The organism is Ruegeria lacuscaerulensis, assembly GCF_013033355.1.
Lineage (GTDB): Bacteria > Pseudomonadota > Alphaproteobacteria > Rhodobacterales > Rhodobacteraceae > Ruegeria > Ruegeria lacuscaerulensis_A.
The window spans coordinates 16,951-34,287 of record NZ_WQDY01000007.1 but is presented as its reverse complement, the minus strand read 5'-3'; the positions used below and the strand labels follow the sequence as shown (position 1 = coordinate 34,287).

The 17,337-nt window shown below is 57.8% G+C and carries 20 protein-coding genes; 14 read left to right on the top strand and 6 right to left on the bottom strand.

Annotated features, from left to right (window positions below; all coding sequences use genetic code 11):
• The first annotated feature begins 46 nt into the window (after nt 1–46).
• Nucleotides 47–784 carry a transcriptional regulator FnrL gene (fnrL, locus tag GOW48_RS13225; RefSeq protein ID WP_170754454.1) on the top strand — a complete coding sequence of 246 codons (738 nt, stop codon included), beginning with the start codon at nt 47–49 and terminating at the stop codon, nt 782–784.
• A 6-nt stretch (nt 785–790) separates the two neighbouring features.
• Here the strand turns inward: fnrL and GOW48_RS13220 are convergent, their stop codons facing one another.
• Nucleotides 791–1,630 carry a universal stress protein gene (locus GOW48_RS13220; protein WP_170724530.1) on the bottom strand — a complete coding sequence of 280 codons (840 nt, stop codon included), beginning with the start codon at nt 1,628–1,630 and terminating at the stop codon, nt 791–793.
• Between the two features lie 193 nt (nt 1,631–1,823).
• Here GOW48_RS13220 and ccoN point away from each other — a divergent pair, with 193 nt between their 5' ends.
• The 4 genes from ccoN to ccoP are packed head-to-tail and all read left to right on the top strand — an operon-like array spanning nt 1,824 to nt 5,230.
• A complete protein-coding gene (gene ccoN / locus GOW48_RS13215) occupies nt 1,824–3,431 on the top strand; it encodes a cytochrome-c oxidase, cbb3-type subunit I (protein WP_170754452.1) in 1,608 nt (535 codons plus the stop codon).
• Nucleotides 3,432–3,445: 14 nt separating this feature from the next.
• Nucleotides 3,446–4,174 carry a cytochrome-c oxidase, cbb3-type subunit II gene (gene ccoO / locus GOW48_RS13210; protein ID WP_170355316.1) on the top strand — a complete coding sequence of 243 codons (729 nt, stop codon included), beginning with the start codon at nt 3,446–3,448 and terminating at the stop codon, nt 4,172–4,174.
• A gap of 10 nt (nt 4,175–4,184) precedes the next feature.
• Nucleotides 4,185–4,370: a cbb3-type cytochrome c oxidase subunit 3 gene (locus tag GOW48_RS13205; RefSeq protein ID WP_170355315.1), complete on the top strand. Its 186-nt coding sequence runs from the start codon at nt 4,185–4,187 to the stop codon at nt 4,368–4,370.
• The gene (gene ccoP, locus GOW48_RS13200; RefSeq protein WP_170754450.1) at nt 4,367–5,230 is read left to right on the top strand and encodes a cytochrome-c oxidase, cbb3-type subunit III; all 864 of its coding nucleotides are present in this window, start codon (nt 4,367–4,369) and stop codon (nt 5,228–5,230) included. Before GOW48_RS13205 ends, ccoP begins: the two co-directional genes overlap by 4 nt.
• A gap of 102 nt (nt 5,231–5,332) precedes the next feature.
• Here ccoP and GOW48_RS13195 read toward each other — a convergent pair whose 3' ends face one another.
• On the bottom strand, nt 5,333–5,500 hold the full coding sequence (locus GOW48_RS13195; protein WP_170754447.1) for a hypothetical protein: 168 nt from the start codon (nt 5,498–5,500) through the stop codon (nt 5,333–5,335).
• 99 nt (nt 5,501–5,599) lie between these two features.
• Here GOW48_RS13195 and GOW48_RS13190 point away from each other — a divergent pair, with 99 nt between their 5' ends.
• From GOW48_RS13190 to nusG, 7 genes are all read left to right on the top strand, one after another.
• Nucleotides 5,600–6,475, top strand: a complete 876-nt coding sequence (locus tag GOW48_RS13190; RefSeq protein WP_170754445.1) for a LysR family transcriptional regulator — start codon at nt 5,600–5,602, stop codon at nt 6,473–6,475.
• A gap of 101 nt (nt 6,476–6,576) precedes the next feature.
• Nucleotides 6,577–8,004, top strand: a complete 1,428-nt coding sequence (gene ccoG / locus GOW48_RS13185; RefSeq protein ID WP_170355312.1) for a cytochrome c oxidase accessory protein CcoG — start codon at nt 6,577–6,579, stop codon at nt 8,002–8,004.
• A 1-nt stretch (nt 8,005) separates the two neighbouring features.
• Nucleotides 8,006–8,464: a FixH family protein gene (locus GOW48_RS13180; RefSeq protein WP_170754444.1), complete on the top strand. Its 459-nt coding sequence runs from the start codon at nt 8,006–8,008 to the stop codon at nt 8,462–8,464.
• A 15-nt stretch (nt 8,465–8,479) separates the two neighbouring features.
• The gene (locus GOW48_RS13175; protein ID WP_170754442.1) at nt 8,480–10,645 is read left to right on the top strand and encodes a heavy metal translocating P-type ATPase; all 2,166 of its coding nucleotides are present in this window, start codon (nt 8,480–8,482) and stop codon (nt 10,643–10,645) included.
• Nucleotides 10,646–10,649: 4 nt separating this feature from the next.
• The gene (ccoS, locus tag GOW48_RS13170) at nt 10,650–10,808 is read left to right on the top strand and encodes a cbb3-type cytochrome oxidase assembly protein CcoS (protein WP_170355309.1); all 159 of its coding nucleotides are present in this window, start codon (nt 10,650–10,652) and stop codon (nt 10,806–10,808) included.
• A gap of 68 nt (nt 10,809–10,876) precedes the next feature.
• Nucleotides 10,877–11,074, top strand: a complete 198-nt coding sequence (gene secE / locus GOW48_RS13165) for a preprotein translocase subunit SecE (RefSeq protein WP_170355308.1) — start codon at nt 10,877–10,879, stop codon at nt 11,072–11,074.
• Nucleotides 11,075–11,268: 194 nt separating this feature from the next.
• Complete coding sequence (gene nusG / locus GOW48_RS13160; protein ID WP_170355307.1) at nt 11,269–11,802, top strand: transcription termination/antitermination protein NusG; 534 nt, start codon at nt 11,269–11,271, stop codon at nt 11,800–11,802.
• A gap of 128 nt (nt 11,803–11,930) precedes the next feature.
• Here nusG and GOW48_RS13155 read toward each other — a convergent pair whose 3' ends face one another.
• Both GOW48_RS13155 and GOW48_RS13150 read right to left on the bottom strand, forming a co-directional pair.
• The gene (locus GOW48_RS13155; RefSeq protein ID WP_170754439.1) at nt 11,931–12,695 is read right to left on the bottom strand and encodes a hypothetical protein; all 765 of its coding nucleotides are present in this window, start codon (nt 12,693–12,695) and stop codon (nt 11,931–11,933) included.
• Nucleotides 12,692–13,552 (bottom strand): hypothetical protein, encoded by an 861-nt coding sequence (locus GOW48_RS13150; RefSeq protein ID WP_170355305.1) that lies wholly within the window; start codon nt 13,550–13,552, stop codon nt 12,692–12,694. Before GOW48_RS13150 ends, GOW48_RS13155 begins: the two co-directional genes overlap by 4 nt.
• A 310-nt stretch (nt 13,553–13,862) precedes the next feature.
• Here GOW48_RS13150 and rplK point away from each other — a divergent pair, with 310 nt between their 5' ends.
• Entirely contained in the window at nt 13,863–14,312 is a 450-nt protein-coding gene (gene rplK / locus GOW48_RS13145) for a 50S ribosomal protein L11 (RefSeq protein WP_010440985.1), read from the top strand.
• Between the two features lies 1 nt (nt 14,313).
• Complete coding sequence (rplA, locus tag GOW48_RS13140) at nt 14,314–15,012, top strand: 50S ribosomal protein L1 (protein WP_170355304.1); 699 nt, start codon at nt 14,314–14,316, stop codon at nt 15,010–15,012.
• A gap of 63 nt (nt 15,013–15,075) precedes the next feature.
• Here the strand turns inward: rplA and GOW48_RS13135 are convergent, their stop codons facing one another.
• The gene (locus tag GOW48_RS13135; RefSeq protein ID WP_170756517.1) at nt 15,076–16,089 is read right to left on the bottom strand and encodes a phosphotransferase; all 1,014 of its coding nucleotides are present in this window, start codon (nt 16,087–16,089) and stop codon (nt 15,076–15,078) included.
• A 111-nt stretch (nt 16,090–16,200) separates the two neighbouring features.
• Nucleotides 16,201–17,226, bottom strand: a complete 1,026-nt coding sequence (locus GOW48_RS13130) for a Hint domain-containing protein (RefSeq protein WP_170754436.1) — start codon at nt 17,224–17,226, stop codon at nt 16,201–16,203.
• Nucleotides 17,227–17,337 lie beyond the last annotated feature (111 nt).

Below are 17,337 nucleotides of genomic sequence, written 5' to 3'. Positions count from 1 at the left end.
GGACGCCACGAACAGATGCTTTGATAGAGATCAAGTGGAAGCGCGCATGACACCCACATTCAAGATCGACCATACGAACTGTGCAGACTGCCCGATCCGACATCGGGCCGTTTGTGCCCATTGCGATGCTGATGAGCTGGAAGAGCTTGAAAGCATTAAGTATTATCGCAGTTTCGAGGCCGGTCAGACTGTCATATGGTCCGGCGATCAGATGAATTTTGTTGGCTCGGTCGTGTCGGGGATTGCGTCTTTGACGCAGACGATGGAAGACGGGCGCACTCAGATGGTCGGACTGTTGCTGCCAAGCGATTTCGTCGGGCGCCCGGGGCGCGAATCGGCGCCTTACGATGTGCAGGCGACCACAGATGTTGTCATGTGTTGCTTCCGGAAAAAGCCTTTCGAAGAACTGATGAACACCACGCCGCACATCGCGCATCGGTTGCTGCAGATGACGCTTGACGAACTGGACGCGGCCCGCGAATGGATGCTGGTGCTGGGGCGCAAGACCGCGCGCGAGAAGATCGCGAGCCTGCTGTCGATCATCGCGCGCCGCGATGCCTCAATCAACCAAAAAGGGGGGGCCATCGTCTTCGACCTGCCGCTGACCCGCGAGGCGATGGCCGATTACCTTGGCCTGACGCTGGAAACGGTCAGCCGTCAGATCTCGGCGCTCAAAAAAGATGAGGTCATCCTGTTGGAAGGCAAGCGCCACGTGACGATCCCCGATATGGGCCGCCTTATGGAAGAGGCGGGTGACGACTCGGATGGTGGCTTTCTGGTCTGAGGCCTTTCAGTGCGCCAGAAAGACCGGAACCGAGGATTGTTCCAACATGTTGCGAGTTGCGCCGCCAAGAATGGCTTCGCGGAAGCGCGAGTGGCCGTAAGCCCCCATGACGATCATGTCAGCCTGAGTATCCACAGCGTGACGGTTCAGGATATCTGATACCCGTGGCATGGTTTTGCTGAGAACATCGATTTCACACTTGACCCCATGGCGCGATAGCATCTGTGACAGCATCCCGCCGGGGTCCGAACGATCCGGGCCATGCCGAGGCGGGTCAATTACAACGATACGCACTTGGGTTGCCGCAATAAGGAAAGGCAAAGCCCGGCGAATGGCGCGCATGGCCTCGACACTTTCATTCCAGCCGATCAAAATGGTGCCGGGCTTGCTGAAGATTTTAGCCGAGTCCGGAACAATTAACACAGGGGTGTGCCCTTCGAACATCGCGGCTTCGACAATGGGTTCCGCTTCGACGCCGCGGTTTTCACCGTAGGGCTGCGGCAAAACGACAAGGTCGGAAAACCGGGCGCGATGCGCAACATGTCGCCCCAAATCGGCGATTTGCGCAACACCGGATTCGGCAGACCATCGCACTCCTGACTTGGTAAAGAAGTCTTTTGCGAATGCCAGAATCTCTTCGGCTTCAGCATTGGCTCGGTTTAGGGTTTCTTGAAGAATCAAAGCGTTAGCGCCCGCATAATAATACCCTGTCTGGCTGCGGTCGACGCCAAGACACAGTGCTTCAGCATGCGCGTCCTGAGCCCCCGCCAGCGCCACGACCTGTGCAAGTGCCGAGTCAGATTGCGTGGTTTCTGTCATAACAGTGAGGAGAGATTTGTAAGCCATGTTGACCTCGTGCTTACGGGCCGGTTCCCTGCGACGTTCCAGCCCATTCGTTTCCTCAGCATTGTCATAGTATGCGGAGCTCTGTCTTGACACAGATCAAAGCAATTTGAGCAGCTGTCGTAGAAAACAGCTGCCAGTCAAATGGGTCTCGCGACACCAAAGAATCGCGCGGGGCATGGCAAAGGGACGCAATATGTCAAATTATATCAAGCTGATCGTGCTTGGTGTGATTGCGGTATTCGCCGCGATCGCAACCAATTATGCACGCGATTTGGCGTATCAGGTGCATGCAATTCTGGTGATGTTGATCGCCGGTGGTTTGTTCATCTGGACGCTGAGAAACACGGATGAGCCAGAGACTTTCGTGGATCATTCCGGTGAGTACATGGATGGGGTCATCCGCTATGGCGTGATCGCAACCGCCTTTTGGGGGGTGATCGGTTTCGTCGCAGGAACCTTTATCGCGTTCCAGTTGGCCTTTCCGGCGCTGAACTTTGAATGGGCGCAGGGTTATCTGAACTTTGGCCGTTTGCGTCCGCTGCACACCTCGGCTGTGATTTTTGCATTTGGTGGTAACGCACTGATTGCGACCTCATTCTACGTGGTGCAACGCACCAGCGCCGCGCGCTTGTGGGGGGGCAATCTGGCGTGGTTCGTGTTCTGGGGCTATCAGCTGTTCATCGTTCTGGCTGCAACCGGCTATGTTCTGGGTGGCACGCAATCCAAAGAATATGCCGAACCCGAATGGTATGTTGACCTGTGGCTGACCATCGTCTGGGTCGCCTATCTGGCCGTGTATCTGGGCACCGTGATCAAGCGGAAAGAGCGGCATATCTACGTGGCCAACTGGTTCTACCTGGCCTTTATCGTGACCGTTGCAATGCTGCACGTGGTGAACAACATCACCATCCCGGTCAGCATCTGGGGTTCGAAATCGGTCATCGTCTGGTCGGGCGTGCAAGACGCCATGATCCAGTGGTGGTACGGTCACAACGCTGTGGGCTTCTTCCTGACTGCAGGTTTCCTGGGCATGATGTATTACTTCATCCCGAAACAGGCTGAGCGTCCGGTTTTCAGCTACAAGCTGTCGATCATCCACTTCTGGGCACTGATCTTCCTGTATATCTGGGCCGGTCCGCACCACCTGCACTATACCGCGCTGCCGGATTGGGCTTCGACGCTGGGCATGGTGTTCTCGGTCGTGCTGTGGATGCCGTCCTGGGGTGGTATGATCAACGGTCTGATGACCCTGTCGGGCGCATGGGACAAGCTGCGCACCGATCCAGTGATCCGTATGATGGTAATCTCGGTCGGCTTCTACGGCATGTCCACATTTGAGGGTCCGATGATGTCGATCCGCGCTGTGAACTCGCTGTCTCACTACACGGACTGGACCATTGGTCACGTGCACTCGGGCGCGCTGGGCTGGAACGGCATGATCACCTTTGGTGCGCTGTACTTCCTGGTTCCCGTCCTGTGGAAGCGCGAGCGTCTGTATTCACTGCAGATGGTCAGCTGGCACTTCTGGCTCGCCACGATCGGCATCGTTCTGTACGCCGCGTCGATGTGGGTCACTGGTATCATGGAAGGTCTGATGTGGCGCGAAGTGGATGCCAACGGCTTCCTGGTGAACTCGTTCGCTGACACCGTGGCCGCTAAGTTCCCGATGTATGTGGTGCGTGCTCTGGGTGGCGTGATGTTCGTCGCTGGTGCCGTGATCATGTGCTACAACCTGTGGATGACTGTGCGGAAAGCGCCGGCCAAAGAGGCCAGCCTGTCCGTCGCGGTCCCGGCTGAATAAGGAGGGCCGGAGCAATGGCAATTCTCGACAAACATAAGATCCTCGAGACCAACGCGACCCTCCTGCTGGTATTCAGCTTTTTGGTCGTGACCATCGGTGGCATCGTGCAGATCACCCCGCTGTTCTATCTTGAGAACACCATCGAGAAGGTGGAGGGCATGCGCCCTTACACCCCTCTCGAAATGGCAGGGCGTGAAATCTACATTCGCGAAGGCTGCTATGTCTGCCACAGCCAGATGATCCGCCCCATGCGGGACGAGGTCGAACGCTATGGCCACTACTCATTGGCGGCTGAATCGATGTATGATCACCCGTTCCAGTGGGGTTCCAAGCGGACCGGTCCTGATCTGGCCCGTGTGGGAGGCCGCTATTCGGACCAGTGGCATGTGGACCACCTGCGTGATCCGCAGTCGGTTGTGCCAGAATCGGTGATGCCGAAATACGGCTTCCTCGAAAACCGCAAGCTGGACGGCAAGTATATCGGTGACATCATGCAGGCGAACGCGGTTGTCGGCACGCCTTACACCGAAGACATGCTGGCCAATGCCGAGGCTGACTTCCGCGCGCAGGCCGATCCCGACAGCGACTATGACGGGCTGCTTGAGCGCTATGGCGACAAGGTCAGCGTGCGCAACTTCGACGGTCAGCCAGAACTGACCGAAGCGGATGCGTTGGTGGCTTATCTTCAGATGCTGGGCACGCTGGTCGATTTCTCGACCTTCACCCCGGACGCAAGCCGCTAAGGAGGGCGTTATGGAAGAATACACACTCCTCAGACAGTTCGCGGATAGCTGGATGCTGCTGCTGTTGTTCACTTTCTTCATTGGCATCGTGGTGTGGGTTTTCCGCCCCGGTTCCAGCAAGGAATACAACGACACCGCCAACATCCCCTTCCGGCATCAAGACAAACCCGCCGAATCCAAGGAGGCGCGGCCATGAGCAAGACACCTGATAAACAGCCGGGAGATCCGAATACCACGGGTCACAGCTGGGACGGTATCGAAGAATTCGACAATCCGATGCCTCGCTGGTGGCTGTGGACTTTTTACGCCTGTATCTTCTGGGGCGTGATCTACACCATCATGTATCCGGCATGGCCGCTGGTTCAATCGGCAACCGCTGGTGTTGTTGGCTGGTCCTCGCGCGGGGAAGTGCAGCAGGATATCGTGTCCTTCGAAGAAGCCAACGCGCCTTGGAATGCGCGGCTGGTGGAAACGCCGCTTGAGGAAATCTCGGCGGACGCCGAATTGCAGCAATACGCTGTGAACTCGGGTGGTGCCGTATTCCGCACCTGGTGTGCGCAGTGCCACGGCTCGGGCGCGCAGGGGGCCACCGGCTTCCCGAACCTTCTGGATGACGCCTGGCTTTGGGGCGGTTCGCTTGAGGATATCGAATATACCGTTGCCTATGGTATCCGGAATGAAGAAAGCGACGATGCGCGCTATTCCGAGATGCCGGCCTTTGGCGAGCTTCTTGAAAAGGATGAGATCACTCAGGTCGTTCAGTACGTGATGTCCCTGACCAACGCCCAGTCGGATGACGCAGCGGCTGAAGCCGGTAAGGTTGTCTTCGAAGACAATTGCGCAGCCTGCCACGGCGAAGACGGCAAAGGCGATGTCTTCCAGGGCGCGCCGAACCTGACCGACGCGATCTGGTTGTACGGTGGCAGTGAAGAGGCTTTGACCGAGACGGTCACCTACAGCCGCTTCGGCGTTATGCCTCCGTGGGAAAACCGCCTGACTCAGGCGCAGATCCGCGCCGTGACCGCTTATGTCCACCAGCTGGGTGGCGGTCAGTAAGGCGAAAAGAATACCTCCGGACGGTTCGCCGTCCGAAGGTTGAAGCACCGGCTGTTCCATCTGTTCGCGCGTTTCCAGAACAGCCGGTGCTGACTTTTTAGACTACAGACGAAAAAAGGTGTGGTCCAGACTCACCTTTTCGCGCGCATCGCTTTTTTGTTTCCACCAATGCGCGTCCGGCAGCCAATTCTGACGGTGTTGCTTTTCTTGCTGATTGCGGTCCACGCTTTGGGTCGCGGTCATGAAACTGCGCGCTAGGATCGAAAGCATTTTTGCACTCCTTTGCTGTTTGTAGCTTATTTGAGGATTGCCCTGTGGGCCCTAAAATGCGAATCAATTACCTTGTCAGTGTGTAAGTAAGGCTTACAGATGGATTGGATGAAGATGCCGCCCCTTGCGGCGCTCAGGGCTTTTTCTGCCTTTGCGGAAACGGGCAATGTCGTGCAGGCGGGTTCGATGTTGAATGTCAGCCACGCTGCAATCAGCCAGCAGCTGCGGGCGTTGGAAAAGCACTTAGGTACCAGCCTTCTGGACCGGTCGGGCAAGTCAATGGTTCTAACTCCCGAGGGTGAGCACCTGGCCCAAGCTTTACACCTTGGGTTTCGTGCAATTGGCGCGGCAGTGACCGATCTGGTGCAATCGGGCCTTGATCGACCGGTTCATGTTTCTCTAACCCCGTCTTTCGCTGCATCGTGGCTGATGCCAAGGCTGCCGGCTTTTCAGGCGGAACATCCGGATATTGATTTAGCGTTGGACCCTACCCCAAAGCTTGTGACTCTCGGGCCCGGCGGGGTGGATGTGGCTCTTCGTTATGGAGCGGGAGGTTGGCCCGGAGTGACATCCGAGCTTTTACTGCCAAGCCCGATTACCATAGTGGCCGCACCCTCATTGCTGGGGGACAAGACGGACTGGACTGCTGCCGAGTTAAGTCAGCTGCCTTGGCTGGAAGAGTTCGGGACCACTGAAGCAACGACATGGCTTGCTGGACAAGGAGTAGAGCACGGCCCCCGTGCCGGGCGAATTGCATTGCCCGGAAACCTGCTGCTTGACGGGCTCCGCGCGGGTCAGGGCGTCACGGTGACGGCGCGGCATTTTGTCGAATCCGATATCGCCGACGGACGGCTGGTCGAACTGTTCTGCCAGCCGGGCAACAGCGGATATCATATTGTAACCACTGAAAACTCTATGCGTCCGGCCGTCAGAACCTTCGTGTCCTGGCTGCGGCGGCAATCCGGTCGCATGTGACAAAAGGTGTCTGCACGATGCGCTTTTGACCCATGTCAAAGAGCTTATCTGTGTGATCTGGGACAAGACACAAAAAATAAAGCCAAATCTGGAGCCAGCTCGTGAGCGATTCCGACCCCGCCCCCAGCCTATATGCTGCAAGGGAGCCTATTTTCCCCCGTCGTGTATCCGGCCCGTTCAGAAATCTGAAATGGATCATCCTCGCGGTTACTCTGGGGATCTACTACGTCACTCCGTGGATCAGATGGGACCGTGGCCCCAGCCTGCCGGATCAGGCGGTGCTGCTGGATCTGGCAAACCGCCGGTTCTATTTCTTCTGGATTGAGATCTGGCCGCACGAGTTCTATTTCGTGGCCGGTCTGTTGATCATGGCCGGTTTGGGCCTTTTCCTTTTCACCTCGGCTTTAGGGCGCGTGTGGTGCGGTTATGCCTGTCCACAGACGGTGTGGACCGACCTCTACATTCTGGTCGAACGCTGGATCGAAGGCGACCGCAACGCGCGTCTGCGTCTGCACCGGCAGGAAAAGATGGATTTGCGCAAGGCGCGTCTGCGAGTCACGAAGTGGGCGGTTTGGCTCCTGATTGGTCTCGCGACCGGCGGGGCATGGGTGTTTTACTTTGCCGATGCGCCCACATTGCTGCGCGATCTGGTGACTGGGAATGCGCATCCCGTGGCCTATACGACCGTGTTGATTCTGACCGGCACCACCTTTTTGTTTGGCGGCTTCGCGCGCGAACAGATTTGTATCTATGCCTGCCCGTGGCCGCGCATTCAGGCCGCAATGATGGACGAGGATACTCTGGTCGTGGGCTACCGCGAATGGCGGGGCGAGCCGCGCGGCAAAGGCAAGCGCACGGCGGATTCCGAGCTTGGCGATTGCATCGACTGTATGGCCTGCGTCAATGTCTGCCCGGTGGGGATCGACATCCGTGATGGCCAGCAGTTGGAATGCATCACCTGCGCGCTTTGCATTGACGCCTGTGACGACATGATGGCCAAGATCGGCAAACCGCGCGGTCTGATCGATTATATGGCGCTGAGCGACGAGACCCGCGAACGCGCTGGTCAGCCGCCCAAGAACATCTGGAAGCACATTCTGCGCCCGCGAACCATCATGTATACGGCCATGTGGTCGGCGGTGGGCTTTGCGCTGCTGTTCGCGTTGTTCATCCGCTCGGAAATCGACCTGACCGTCGCGCCTGTGCGGAACCCGACCTTTGTGACCCTGTCCGACGGGACGATCCGCAACACCTACGACGTGCGGCTGCGCAATAAGCATGGCGAGGATCGCTTGTTCAAATTGTCGCTGACCGGCGATCCGGCCATGCGGATCGTGATTGAGGGTACGAATCTTGATACAGTGAATGTCACAGCCGATACTGCCCAGCTTGAGCGCGTCTATATCGTTGCGCGTAAAGAGACTGGTCCAGCGGCAGAGGATGTGACGCCTGTGCGCATATGGGTCGAAGACCTGCAAAGCGGCGAGCGCGCTTATAAAGACACGACCTTCAACGGACGAGGGCAGTAAGATGGCAGAACGTCAATTCACCGGAAAACACGCGCTGGCCGTGTTTGTTGGGGCCTTCAGCGTGATCATCGCCGTCAATCTGGTGCTGGCCTACAGTGCTGTGAAGACCTTTCCGGGGCTTGAGGTTAAAAACTCCTACGTGGCCAGTCAGGAGTTCAACGAACGCCTGCAGGAACAGCAGGCTCTGGGTTGGGAGATCCGGGCAGAGGTTTCCGGCGGATTGCTGATCCTGCATATCATCGACAAGACCGGTGCGCCGGTTCAGGTGGCCGAGCTGCAGGCCGTCGTGGGTCGGGCCACGCATGTCAAAGAGGATTTCGCTCCCGATTTCACCTTTGACGGCATCGCCTATGCAACGCCCGCGTCGCTGGGCAAGGGCAACTGGAACATCCGTCTGGTTGCCAAAGACCATAGCGGAGCGGAATTCGCGCAGCGCGTACCGCTCTATGTGAAGGGGTAGGGGACTGTGGCGCAGATGAGTTCCGGTACGGCGGCTTGTCCGGGTTGTGTCGCAGCCCCAGCAGAACCCGCACGGCCGATCCCTCAGGACGTACAGATTGCGCTGTCGTTGCCAGGTATCCATTGCTCGGCTTGTATCTCGACGGTCGAGCGCGCGCTGAACGCCACGCCCGGCGTCGAGGATGCGCGCGTCAACCTGACCCTGAAACGCGCCATGATCAAAGCCGCGCCCGATCTGCGTGCTGCCGATCTGATCCCGGTGCTGGAAAACGCGGGTTTTGAGGCGCATGAGCTGGACCCCGGCGCCCTGTCCGCCACGCAGGCTGACAAGGCGGGGCGTAATCTGCTTATGCGGCTGGCGGTGGCCGGGTTTGCCTCGATGAACGTGATGCTGCTGTCGGTCTCGGTCTGGTCCGGGGCAGCGGATGCAACGCGGGACATGTTCCACTGGATTTCGGCGGCGATTGCGCTGCCTGCGATTGCTTTCTCTGCGCAGCCCTTCTTTGCGAATGCGTGGTCGGCCTTGCGCGTGCGTCGTCTGAATATGGATGTGCCAATCGTACTGGCGATCCTGTTGGCGCTGGTCACATCGCTGTGGGAAACTGCGCTGAGCGGTGAACATGCCTATTTCGACGCCGCCCTGACGCTGACCTTCTTTTTGCTGGCCGGTCGCTATCTGGATTATCGCACTCGCGCTGCTGCTCGATCTGCGGCCGAGGAGCTGACCGCGCTGGAAGTCCCCCGCGCCATTCGGGTCGTGGATGGCATCGAGGAAGAGGTCGCCGTTGCCACGCTGAGCGTAGGCGACCTGATCTTGATCCGCCCCGGCGGGCGGATGCCCGTGGATGGCGAGATTGTCTCGGGTCAATCGGAGCTCGACCGGTCGCTGCTGACCGGAGAAACCCTGCCGGTCTTTGCCGAGGCAGGTACGACTGTCAGCGCCGGTGAGGTCAACCTGACCGGCCCTCTGACCATCCGCGCGACGGCGGTGGGTGAGGACACTTCTCTGCACCGTATGGCCGATCTGGTGGCCATCGCTGAATCGGGGCGCTCGCGCTATACTTCGCTGGCCGACAAGGCCGCCAAGCTTTATGCGCCGGGGGTTCATATCCTGTCGGCGCTCAGCTTTGTAGGGTGGTATATCTATTCCGGCGATATCCGCACCGCGCTGAACATCGCCGCCGCCGTGCTGATCATCACCTGCCCATGTGCGCTGGGGCTGGCGGTTCCTGCGGTGACCACGGCGGCCTCGGGGCGGTTGTTCCGCAAAGGGATGCTGATCAAACACTCCACCGCGCTGGAACGTCTGGCCGAGGTTGATACGGTTGTTTTCGACAAGACCGGCACGCTGACCTCTGGCACTCCGGAACTGACCAATCTGGGCGATCATTCGAGATCCGACCTTGAGGTCGCGCTGGCACTGGCCGAAGCGTCCTCGCACCCGTTGTCGGTTGCTTTGACCAAGGCCGCTCGCGAGGCAGGGATCAAGCCTGCCACGCTGAAAGAGGTCACAGAGGTTCCGGGCTACGGTACTGAGGGTACCTATCGTGGCCAACGCGTGCGTTTGGGCCGGGCGGCATGGACCGGCGCAGAAGAAGGCGATCAAACCGCCGCATGGCTGGCCATCGCCGGGCAAGCGCCGTCGGCATTCCTGTTCTCGGACGCTCTGCGCCCCGGCGCGGTGGAGGCGGTGCAGGCGCTGCGTGATGCGGGTAAAGAGGTCATCCTGATCTCGGGCGATACGCAAGGCGCGGTTCAGGCGCTGGCGGGCAAGCTGGGGATTCAGAACTGGATTGCGCAGGCCCTGCCGCAGGACAAGGCCACGCATGTTGAGGCTCTGCGCGATCAGGGCCATCACGTGCTGATGGTGGGCGACGGGCTGAACGACACGGCGGCGCTGGCGGCGGCGCATGTGTCGATCTCACCGGCCTCGGCGCTGGATGCGGCGCGGGTGGCCTCGGACATTGTGCTTCTGGGGAATGATCTGTCACCCATCGCCGACGCCTGCGACACCGCAGTCAAAGCAACCAAACGGATTCGCGAAAACTTTCGCATCGCCACCGTCTATAATATCATCGCAGTGCCGTTGGCTGTGGTTGGTCTGGCTACGCCGCTGATTGCGGCACTGGCGATGTCGACATCGTCTATCACCGTGTCTTTGAACGCATTGCGGGTAAGGTAAAGCGATGGAAGTTCTGGCCTATCTGATACCGATTTCCCTGTTTCTGGGAGGGGTTGGGCTGGTGGCGTTTGTCTATACTGTCCGCTCGAACCAGTATGACGATCCCGAGGGCGACGCGCGGCGCATCCTTAGCGATGAATGGGACGACAAGCCCAAGCCCTGACAGCCCTTGAAATTGCCGCAATGCCCGGTTATGTCCGGCCCATCCGCTAGCAGAGAGAACACCGCCAAATGGCTACCATGAATCCGATCCAGTTCATTCAGCAAGTCCGCGCCGAAGTTGCAAAGGTCGTCTGGCCGACGCGTCGCGAGGTTCTGCTGACCACGGTCATGGTGTTCATCATGGCGGCCCTTACCGCTGTGTTCTTTGCGCTGGTCGATCTGGGCATTCGTGGCGGTCTGCAACTGATCCTGGGCATGTTCGGCTAAACCCGCGCGGGCAGGGTGGAAACACCGCTTCCCCCTTGCACAGCACGCGATGTCCTTGTAGGTCACGCGGAACTATTCGGAATGGGCGTGCGGCGATTCGGACCGCGCGCCGCTTTTTATTCCGGGTAACGTAATGGAATTTCAATCACGGGCACGCGTTGCCGCTGCCTTAGAAAAACAAGGACGACAGGTTCATGGCGAAACGGTGGTACTCGGTCAGCGTTCTTTCGAATTTCGAAAAGAAGATCGCAGAACAGATCCGCACGTCGGTGGCAGAGCACGGCCTTGAGGACGATATCGACGAAGTGCTGGTGCCCACCGAAGAGGTGATCGAAGTGCGCCGGGGCAAAAAGGTCACCACCGAACGCCGTTTCATGCCCGGCTATGTGCTGGTGCATATGGAGATGTCGGATCAGGGCTACCACCTTGTGAACTCGATCAACCGCGTCACCGGCTTCCTGGGCCCGCAAGGCCGTCCGATGCCGATGCGTGATGCCGAGGTGAACCAGATCCTCAACCGCGTTCAGGAAGGCGAAGAAGCGCCCAAGCTGATGATCTCCTTCGAGGTCGGCGAGAAGGTCAAGGTCAACGACGGCCCGTTCGAGGATTTCGACGGCATGGTCGAAGGCGTGGACGACGAGAATCAGAAGCTGAAGGTTTCGGTTTCGATCTTCGGTCGCGAAACCCCGGTCGAGCTGGACTTTACGCAGGTGACCAAGCAGAGCTGACTTAACCTGCTGCGAGATTCGAAGTGCCGCGATGCCTTGAGCAACGCGGCGTTTTTTTGTTTCAAACCAGTTCTAGCAGCCGGAGGCAAGGGGCAGGCTACTTCGGTGGCAGGGAAAGAACTGTGTAGCTATGGCGGTCCGGGGATCAGTTCATTTTGTTGAAGGGCTGTCAGAATGTCGAGGATTGTCGACGGGCTGAAATCCACCGATCCGTCAAGAAAGACACCCAGCCCGCCTTCTCCGATTTCTTTCGGGCCGCCATTGTCGTAAACCGGATCGAGTGAAGCGAGTTCTGCTGGTAATTCCGGACACAATGGGGTTTCGTTCAAAACAAGGTCCACAGCGGCCAGCATCAATTCCTTAACAGAGTCCAGAGTGTCGTCCTTCAGAAGTTGCTCGCGCTGTTCTTCAGGGGCCGTAAGTGTAAGATCAATGAGTTTGAAATAAGCACAATTGTCGCGCAGCTCGACGGTCGCCGCGGTGGACATATTCGCCAGGATGGCTCTTTTTTGTTCGCCCCGCTGAAAGTCGCGCTCGCTGGTTCGACTGCATTCGAAGATTGTGATGGTTACATCTCCATTCAAGTCAATCGCGTCGTCTTGGGCTTTGAGGCTTAAGTCATCCAGCCGGGCCTGCAGGCCGCAATTGTCGATGATCGCGTTGTCAGCCAACTGCTCTGGCACTGTTTTTTGTATCTCTCGGAGATCGAGAAGGGCGTTTACCCCGATCCGTGTAGGGGCAGCGGCAGTGATTTTCATGTCCAGCGTGTAGGGGAGCTTTGTTTCGCGCACCGGTAAGGTAGCGTCGATCAGAAAGTTCACCTGCTGAGCGCTAGGAGCGCGAACGCCGGGAACTGCTGCCGCCAAGACCAAGATCATGAACCAATGTCTCATTCAGCAAACTCCAAAACACCAAGCGCTTTTAGGCCCGCAAGGACTTTGACGATTGTCTCGGCGCTGACATCAGCCGATCCGACAACTGCGGCTCCCATCCCGCCCGGAGCAATTTCGCGTGTGCCGCCGGATTCGTAGATTGGGTCGAGAACTGCGAATTCTTCGGGCAGTGGCGGGCAGACCGGGTTTGCGGCCAAAAACTCTCCACCCTTTTCTAGCACGGCTTCGTTGATGCGGTTGGTCAAACCAAAAAGATTGCTGACGGCGCCGATAAAGCCACGCGGGTTGAGGTCAACATTTTCGATACTGAATGTCAGGCACTGGCCTTTAACTTCCGCCTTGGCGACAGCAACGGCATCGACTGTAGCGCCAAAATAACGAATGCCAGCTTCTTCACGCCGGTTGCACCTGGTAAATTGAGCGCGGGCCGAACCCTCGACCTTTACAGTATCGCCTATGGCAGTGACATCGCGGACCTCAAGATAGATCTGACGTTTGCAGCTTTCTTCCAGAGGGCCAGTCAGAATCTGCGGCGCCTTTTCCTGTAATCCGCGCAAGTCCATGAACGCCCTTATTTGCAACCTTGTGGGGCTGGCTTCTTCAAGGCCACTGTAAACCGTGAAAGGAACGGGAATGTCGCGCAGGGGAACTTCCTTGGTCAGTTTTATCTGAAACCGACCGGCATAGTTGGCAGGATCAATCCCCGTCGTGACGGTTGACGCGGGACTGTTGGACCCGTTGGATTGGCCGGTAGTCTCGGACGCGGCGTCCTGATCCTGAGCCTTGCTGCCACATCCCGGCAGCATCGCTAGGAAAACGCAGATCAGTAGCCCCTTGTTCAGCCGAGATGATGCCATCCCCGATCACCTCTTTTGCAATCAAGCAGTTCCAAGATACCCGTCTTGTTCTCTGGCGCAACTTATGTATTCAAGTAAATTATTCTGTTTGGCTTTTCTAACTGACACTGAGGTCGGACCAAGACAAAAAGGGTCAATTGGGAATAAGGTGACATCTACTTGCCAACCCCATCGTTCCCCTGTAAATGCCGCCTCTATCGTCTTCGGGCGAGATTCTCTCGTGGGAGGTTGCTGGGATCGCGATCCCGGATCGGACCACGCAACATAAACCGGGTGGAACGCGTTTCACCTACGTTGAAAGGAAAACCAAATGGCCAAGAAGCTTGCTGGTACAATGAAACTGCAGGTTCCTGCAGGTCAGGCGAACCCGTCGCCGCCAGTTGGTCCGGCGCTGGGTCAGCGCGGCATCAACATCATGGAATTCTGCAAGGCGTTCAATGCCAAGACTGCAGACATGGAGCCCGGCGCCCCATGCCCCACCGTGATCACTTATTATCAGGACAAGTCCTTCACCATGGACATCAAGACGCCGCCCGCGTCTTATTACCTGAAAAAAGCAGCTGGTCTGAAGCCGGTTGGCAAGCGTAACCGCCCCCGTGGCGCGGAAAACCCAGGTCGTGAGACCGTGGCAACCGTGACCTCGAAGCAGGTTCGTGAAATCGCCGAAGCCAAAATGAAAGATCTGAACGCCAACGACGTCGAAGGCGCAATGCAGATCATCCTGGGCTCGGCCCGCTCTATGGGCATCGAGGTGAAGTAAGATGGCAAAACTTGGTAAACGCACCCGCGCTGCGCGCGAAGCTGTCGCCGGCAAGGAAAATCTGTCGATCGAAGACGCAGTTGCCCTGGTCAAAGCCAACGCAACCTCGAAATTCGACGAGACCATCGAAATCGCGATGAACCTGGGCGTTGACACCCGTCACGCTGACCAGATGGTTCGCGGCGTTGTTGGCCTGCCCAACGGCACCGGTAAAGCGATGCGCGTTGCGGTATTCGCTCGTGGCCCCAAGGCTGACGAAGCGAAAGAAGCAGGCGCGGATATCGTTGGCGCAGAGGACCTGATGGAAACCATTCAGGGCGGCACCATCGAATTCGATCGCTGCATTGCCACCCCGGACATGATGCCCATCGTTGGCCGTCTGGGTAAGGTTCTGGGCCCCCGCAACCTGATGCCGAACCCCAAGGTTGGCACCGTGACCATGGACGTCAAAGCAGCCGTGGAAGCCGCCAAGGGCGGTGAAGTTCAGTTCAAGGCGGAAAAAGGCGGCGTTGTGCACGCTGGCGTTGGCAAAGCGTCGTTCGACGAAGCTAAGCTGGCCGAAAACGTGCGCGCATTCGTTTCGGCTGTGGCCAAAGCCAAGCCGTCGGGCGCAAAAGGCACCTACATGAAGAAAATCGCGCTGAGCTCGACCATGGGCCCAGGCGTGACTCTGGATGTGGCGGCTGCGGCGGGCGAATAAGCCCTGACGCACGACTACAAAGAATTGATCCCGGGTGGTGAGAACTGCCCGGGATTTTTTGTGTCAATTGGTAAAGTGATCCGGCTGAAAAGCCCTTTTCGCAAAGGGTCGTAGCCGCCGCAGAGTTCTTTGCTTAGCCGCAGTGCGCAGCGCCTTTTTCTGTGGCACGCGGGCCAAAGTCGACAAGACGCGTGGATAAAGAAGAAAAGCCAGGCTGGGATCATTTGGACCGACCAGTTTATACCCTTCGAAAAAAGCTGACGTGACATCGTCGGGGACGACTCGGCCGGGCGCCACCTCGTTTGCAGAACGGGTCAGGGTGGTAAAATCCAGCAAGACTTTTGAAATGTCATGTCCGACCGGCGCCATTTGATCGCTGGAAAAGTCAAGCCCGAGTGTCCGCTGGTCGTCTCGTATCAGATTGGATAGGTGAAAGTCGCCGTGCTGAATTGCCGAAATCGTTTGCTGGCCCTCGAACTGTGGCGCCAGCTCAATGATCCGTCGGATACCGGCGAGAAACAGTTGCCGTGCGGGTACGGCTGCAGTGCCTGCGGTGATCTGTTTTTCCAGCTCCTGATAGTAACAGACCGTGTATTTGGGCTGAAAGATGCGGCGCTCTTCGATCTGTGTGCGGTGATAGGCATCCAGCCAGACCCCGGCTTGTTTTAAAAGGTCCAATTGTTGGACAGGCCGACCCTCAGCCTTGCGGACGAGTTCAGCGAAGGTGTGACCCCTTATGTATTCAAAGAGGCTTGTTTGAGCGTCCTGTGACACCTGGATAGGTTTGGGCGCGGTCAGGGTGGCGTCTTCCCCCAGAGCATGAAACGCTCGTTCCTGGAGCATGTGGTGGGCGACAAACCCCTGTTGCGACTCGGGTTTAAGCTGGAACTTGTAGGCGTAAGACAAACCCGACCTGTGTTTTGCGCGAAGAACAATCCGAGAGTTTTCCGGATCGTCTCGGCGGGACAGTTTGGTCAGCGTCCAGCCATGGCGCGACAACCCCGCCTGGGCGGCGAAACCTGGCCAAAGTTTCAAGGCTGTTTTGTCGAGGGTCGAGTCCTGAAAGTTCCACCACATGCCAAGGTTTTTCTCTTCGCATTAATCGTCCGCATTCGTATTTGCAGACAATGCAGCGTTCGGGTGCGTTGCGCAAATGCCGGGATTGGCGGCATCCCGCATCCTGTCAGGTCACATATACGCGCTTAGAACTGCTGCTTCACGGGCGTTGATCGTCGCGGCTGCGGTGTGACGGAAGGCGTCCCTTGCGTGGTCAAGCGAGGGGAACAGGGCCAAAATCTCGGCTCGCTGCGCCGAGGACAAGGCATGTTTCGCGCTTTCGCCAAAGAAATAGCTTTCTGTCAACGCTCCGTTCGACCGAACGATGTGATGCTGGTCGAACATGAAATGCGTGTAGGTGATCCTGTCCATCTCGCGGATTTCAACACCCGGCAGGCTGCAAAGATGCTTGGCCGCAACGAAAACCTCAGAAGACCCGAACAGCATGCTTATCGCGGGCGAAGCGACCAGAACCCGATGTTGCTGTGACAGAATAAGTTTTTTGGTGTTTCCGATGGCCCCCTGTTCAATCACAACAGGTGCAAAGGCGCCGCGCCCGGGGACTGTGGTCGTGTCGATCCACATGATTGGCTGAAAACCGGCATCGCGGGTCCAGATGTTCTGACCACGGCTGAGTTGCGCGATATCGACATCCCCTTCGGATGTTGCGATCAGAGTGCCTGGGCCAAAACAGGGGATGTAGTCGTCATAAGCCGAACTGCCTGCGTTGGATCCTGAAACCTTGATATAGGATGTTCCGGGGTCCAGTGGTGCAGACGTTGCAAATCCCCAAACGTCCGAGGTGACGCCGTTTTGCGAAAAAACGTAGACCTCGATTTCGGGTCCGACCGGGTTGCCATCACCGTCCAGGGCGCGCAGGACGATAATGGATTCTGACTCGACCGGCGTACCGTCGGCGACAATCCCACCGCCATCCGTAATGATATGTCCGCCCGCCTGGTCGTCGTTGAAAATATCCGGGCTGCCGCTGGTGTCATCCAGCGTGACGGTCGTCCCGCCGCCGCCAGAAAAGGAAAAGATGGTCCCGTCCGGCGTATCCGAGTTGTTGATAATCGAGTTGCCTACGATGCCGCCAGAAGAACTGGAGGTCACAATCAGGCTGGAGCTGTCCTGAGCGAAAAAACTGCGAAGTACCATGTGCTCGACTTAACCTTACAGAAACTTGTTAACCAGGCGGAGGCTTTAGGTTGGAAACCGGCAAAACCTATATCCAGTGCGCAATTTAATTTGCTTGAGTCTGATTTTGCT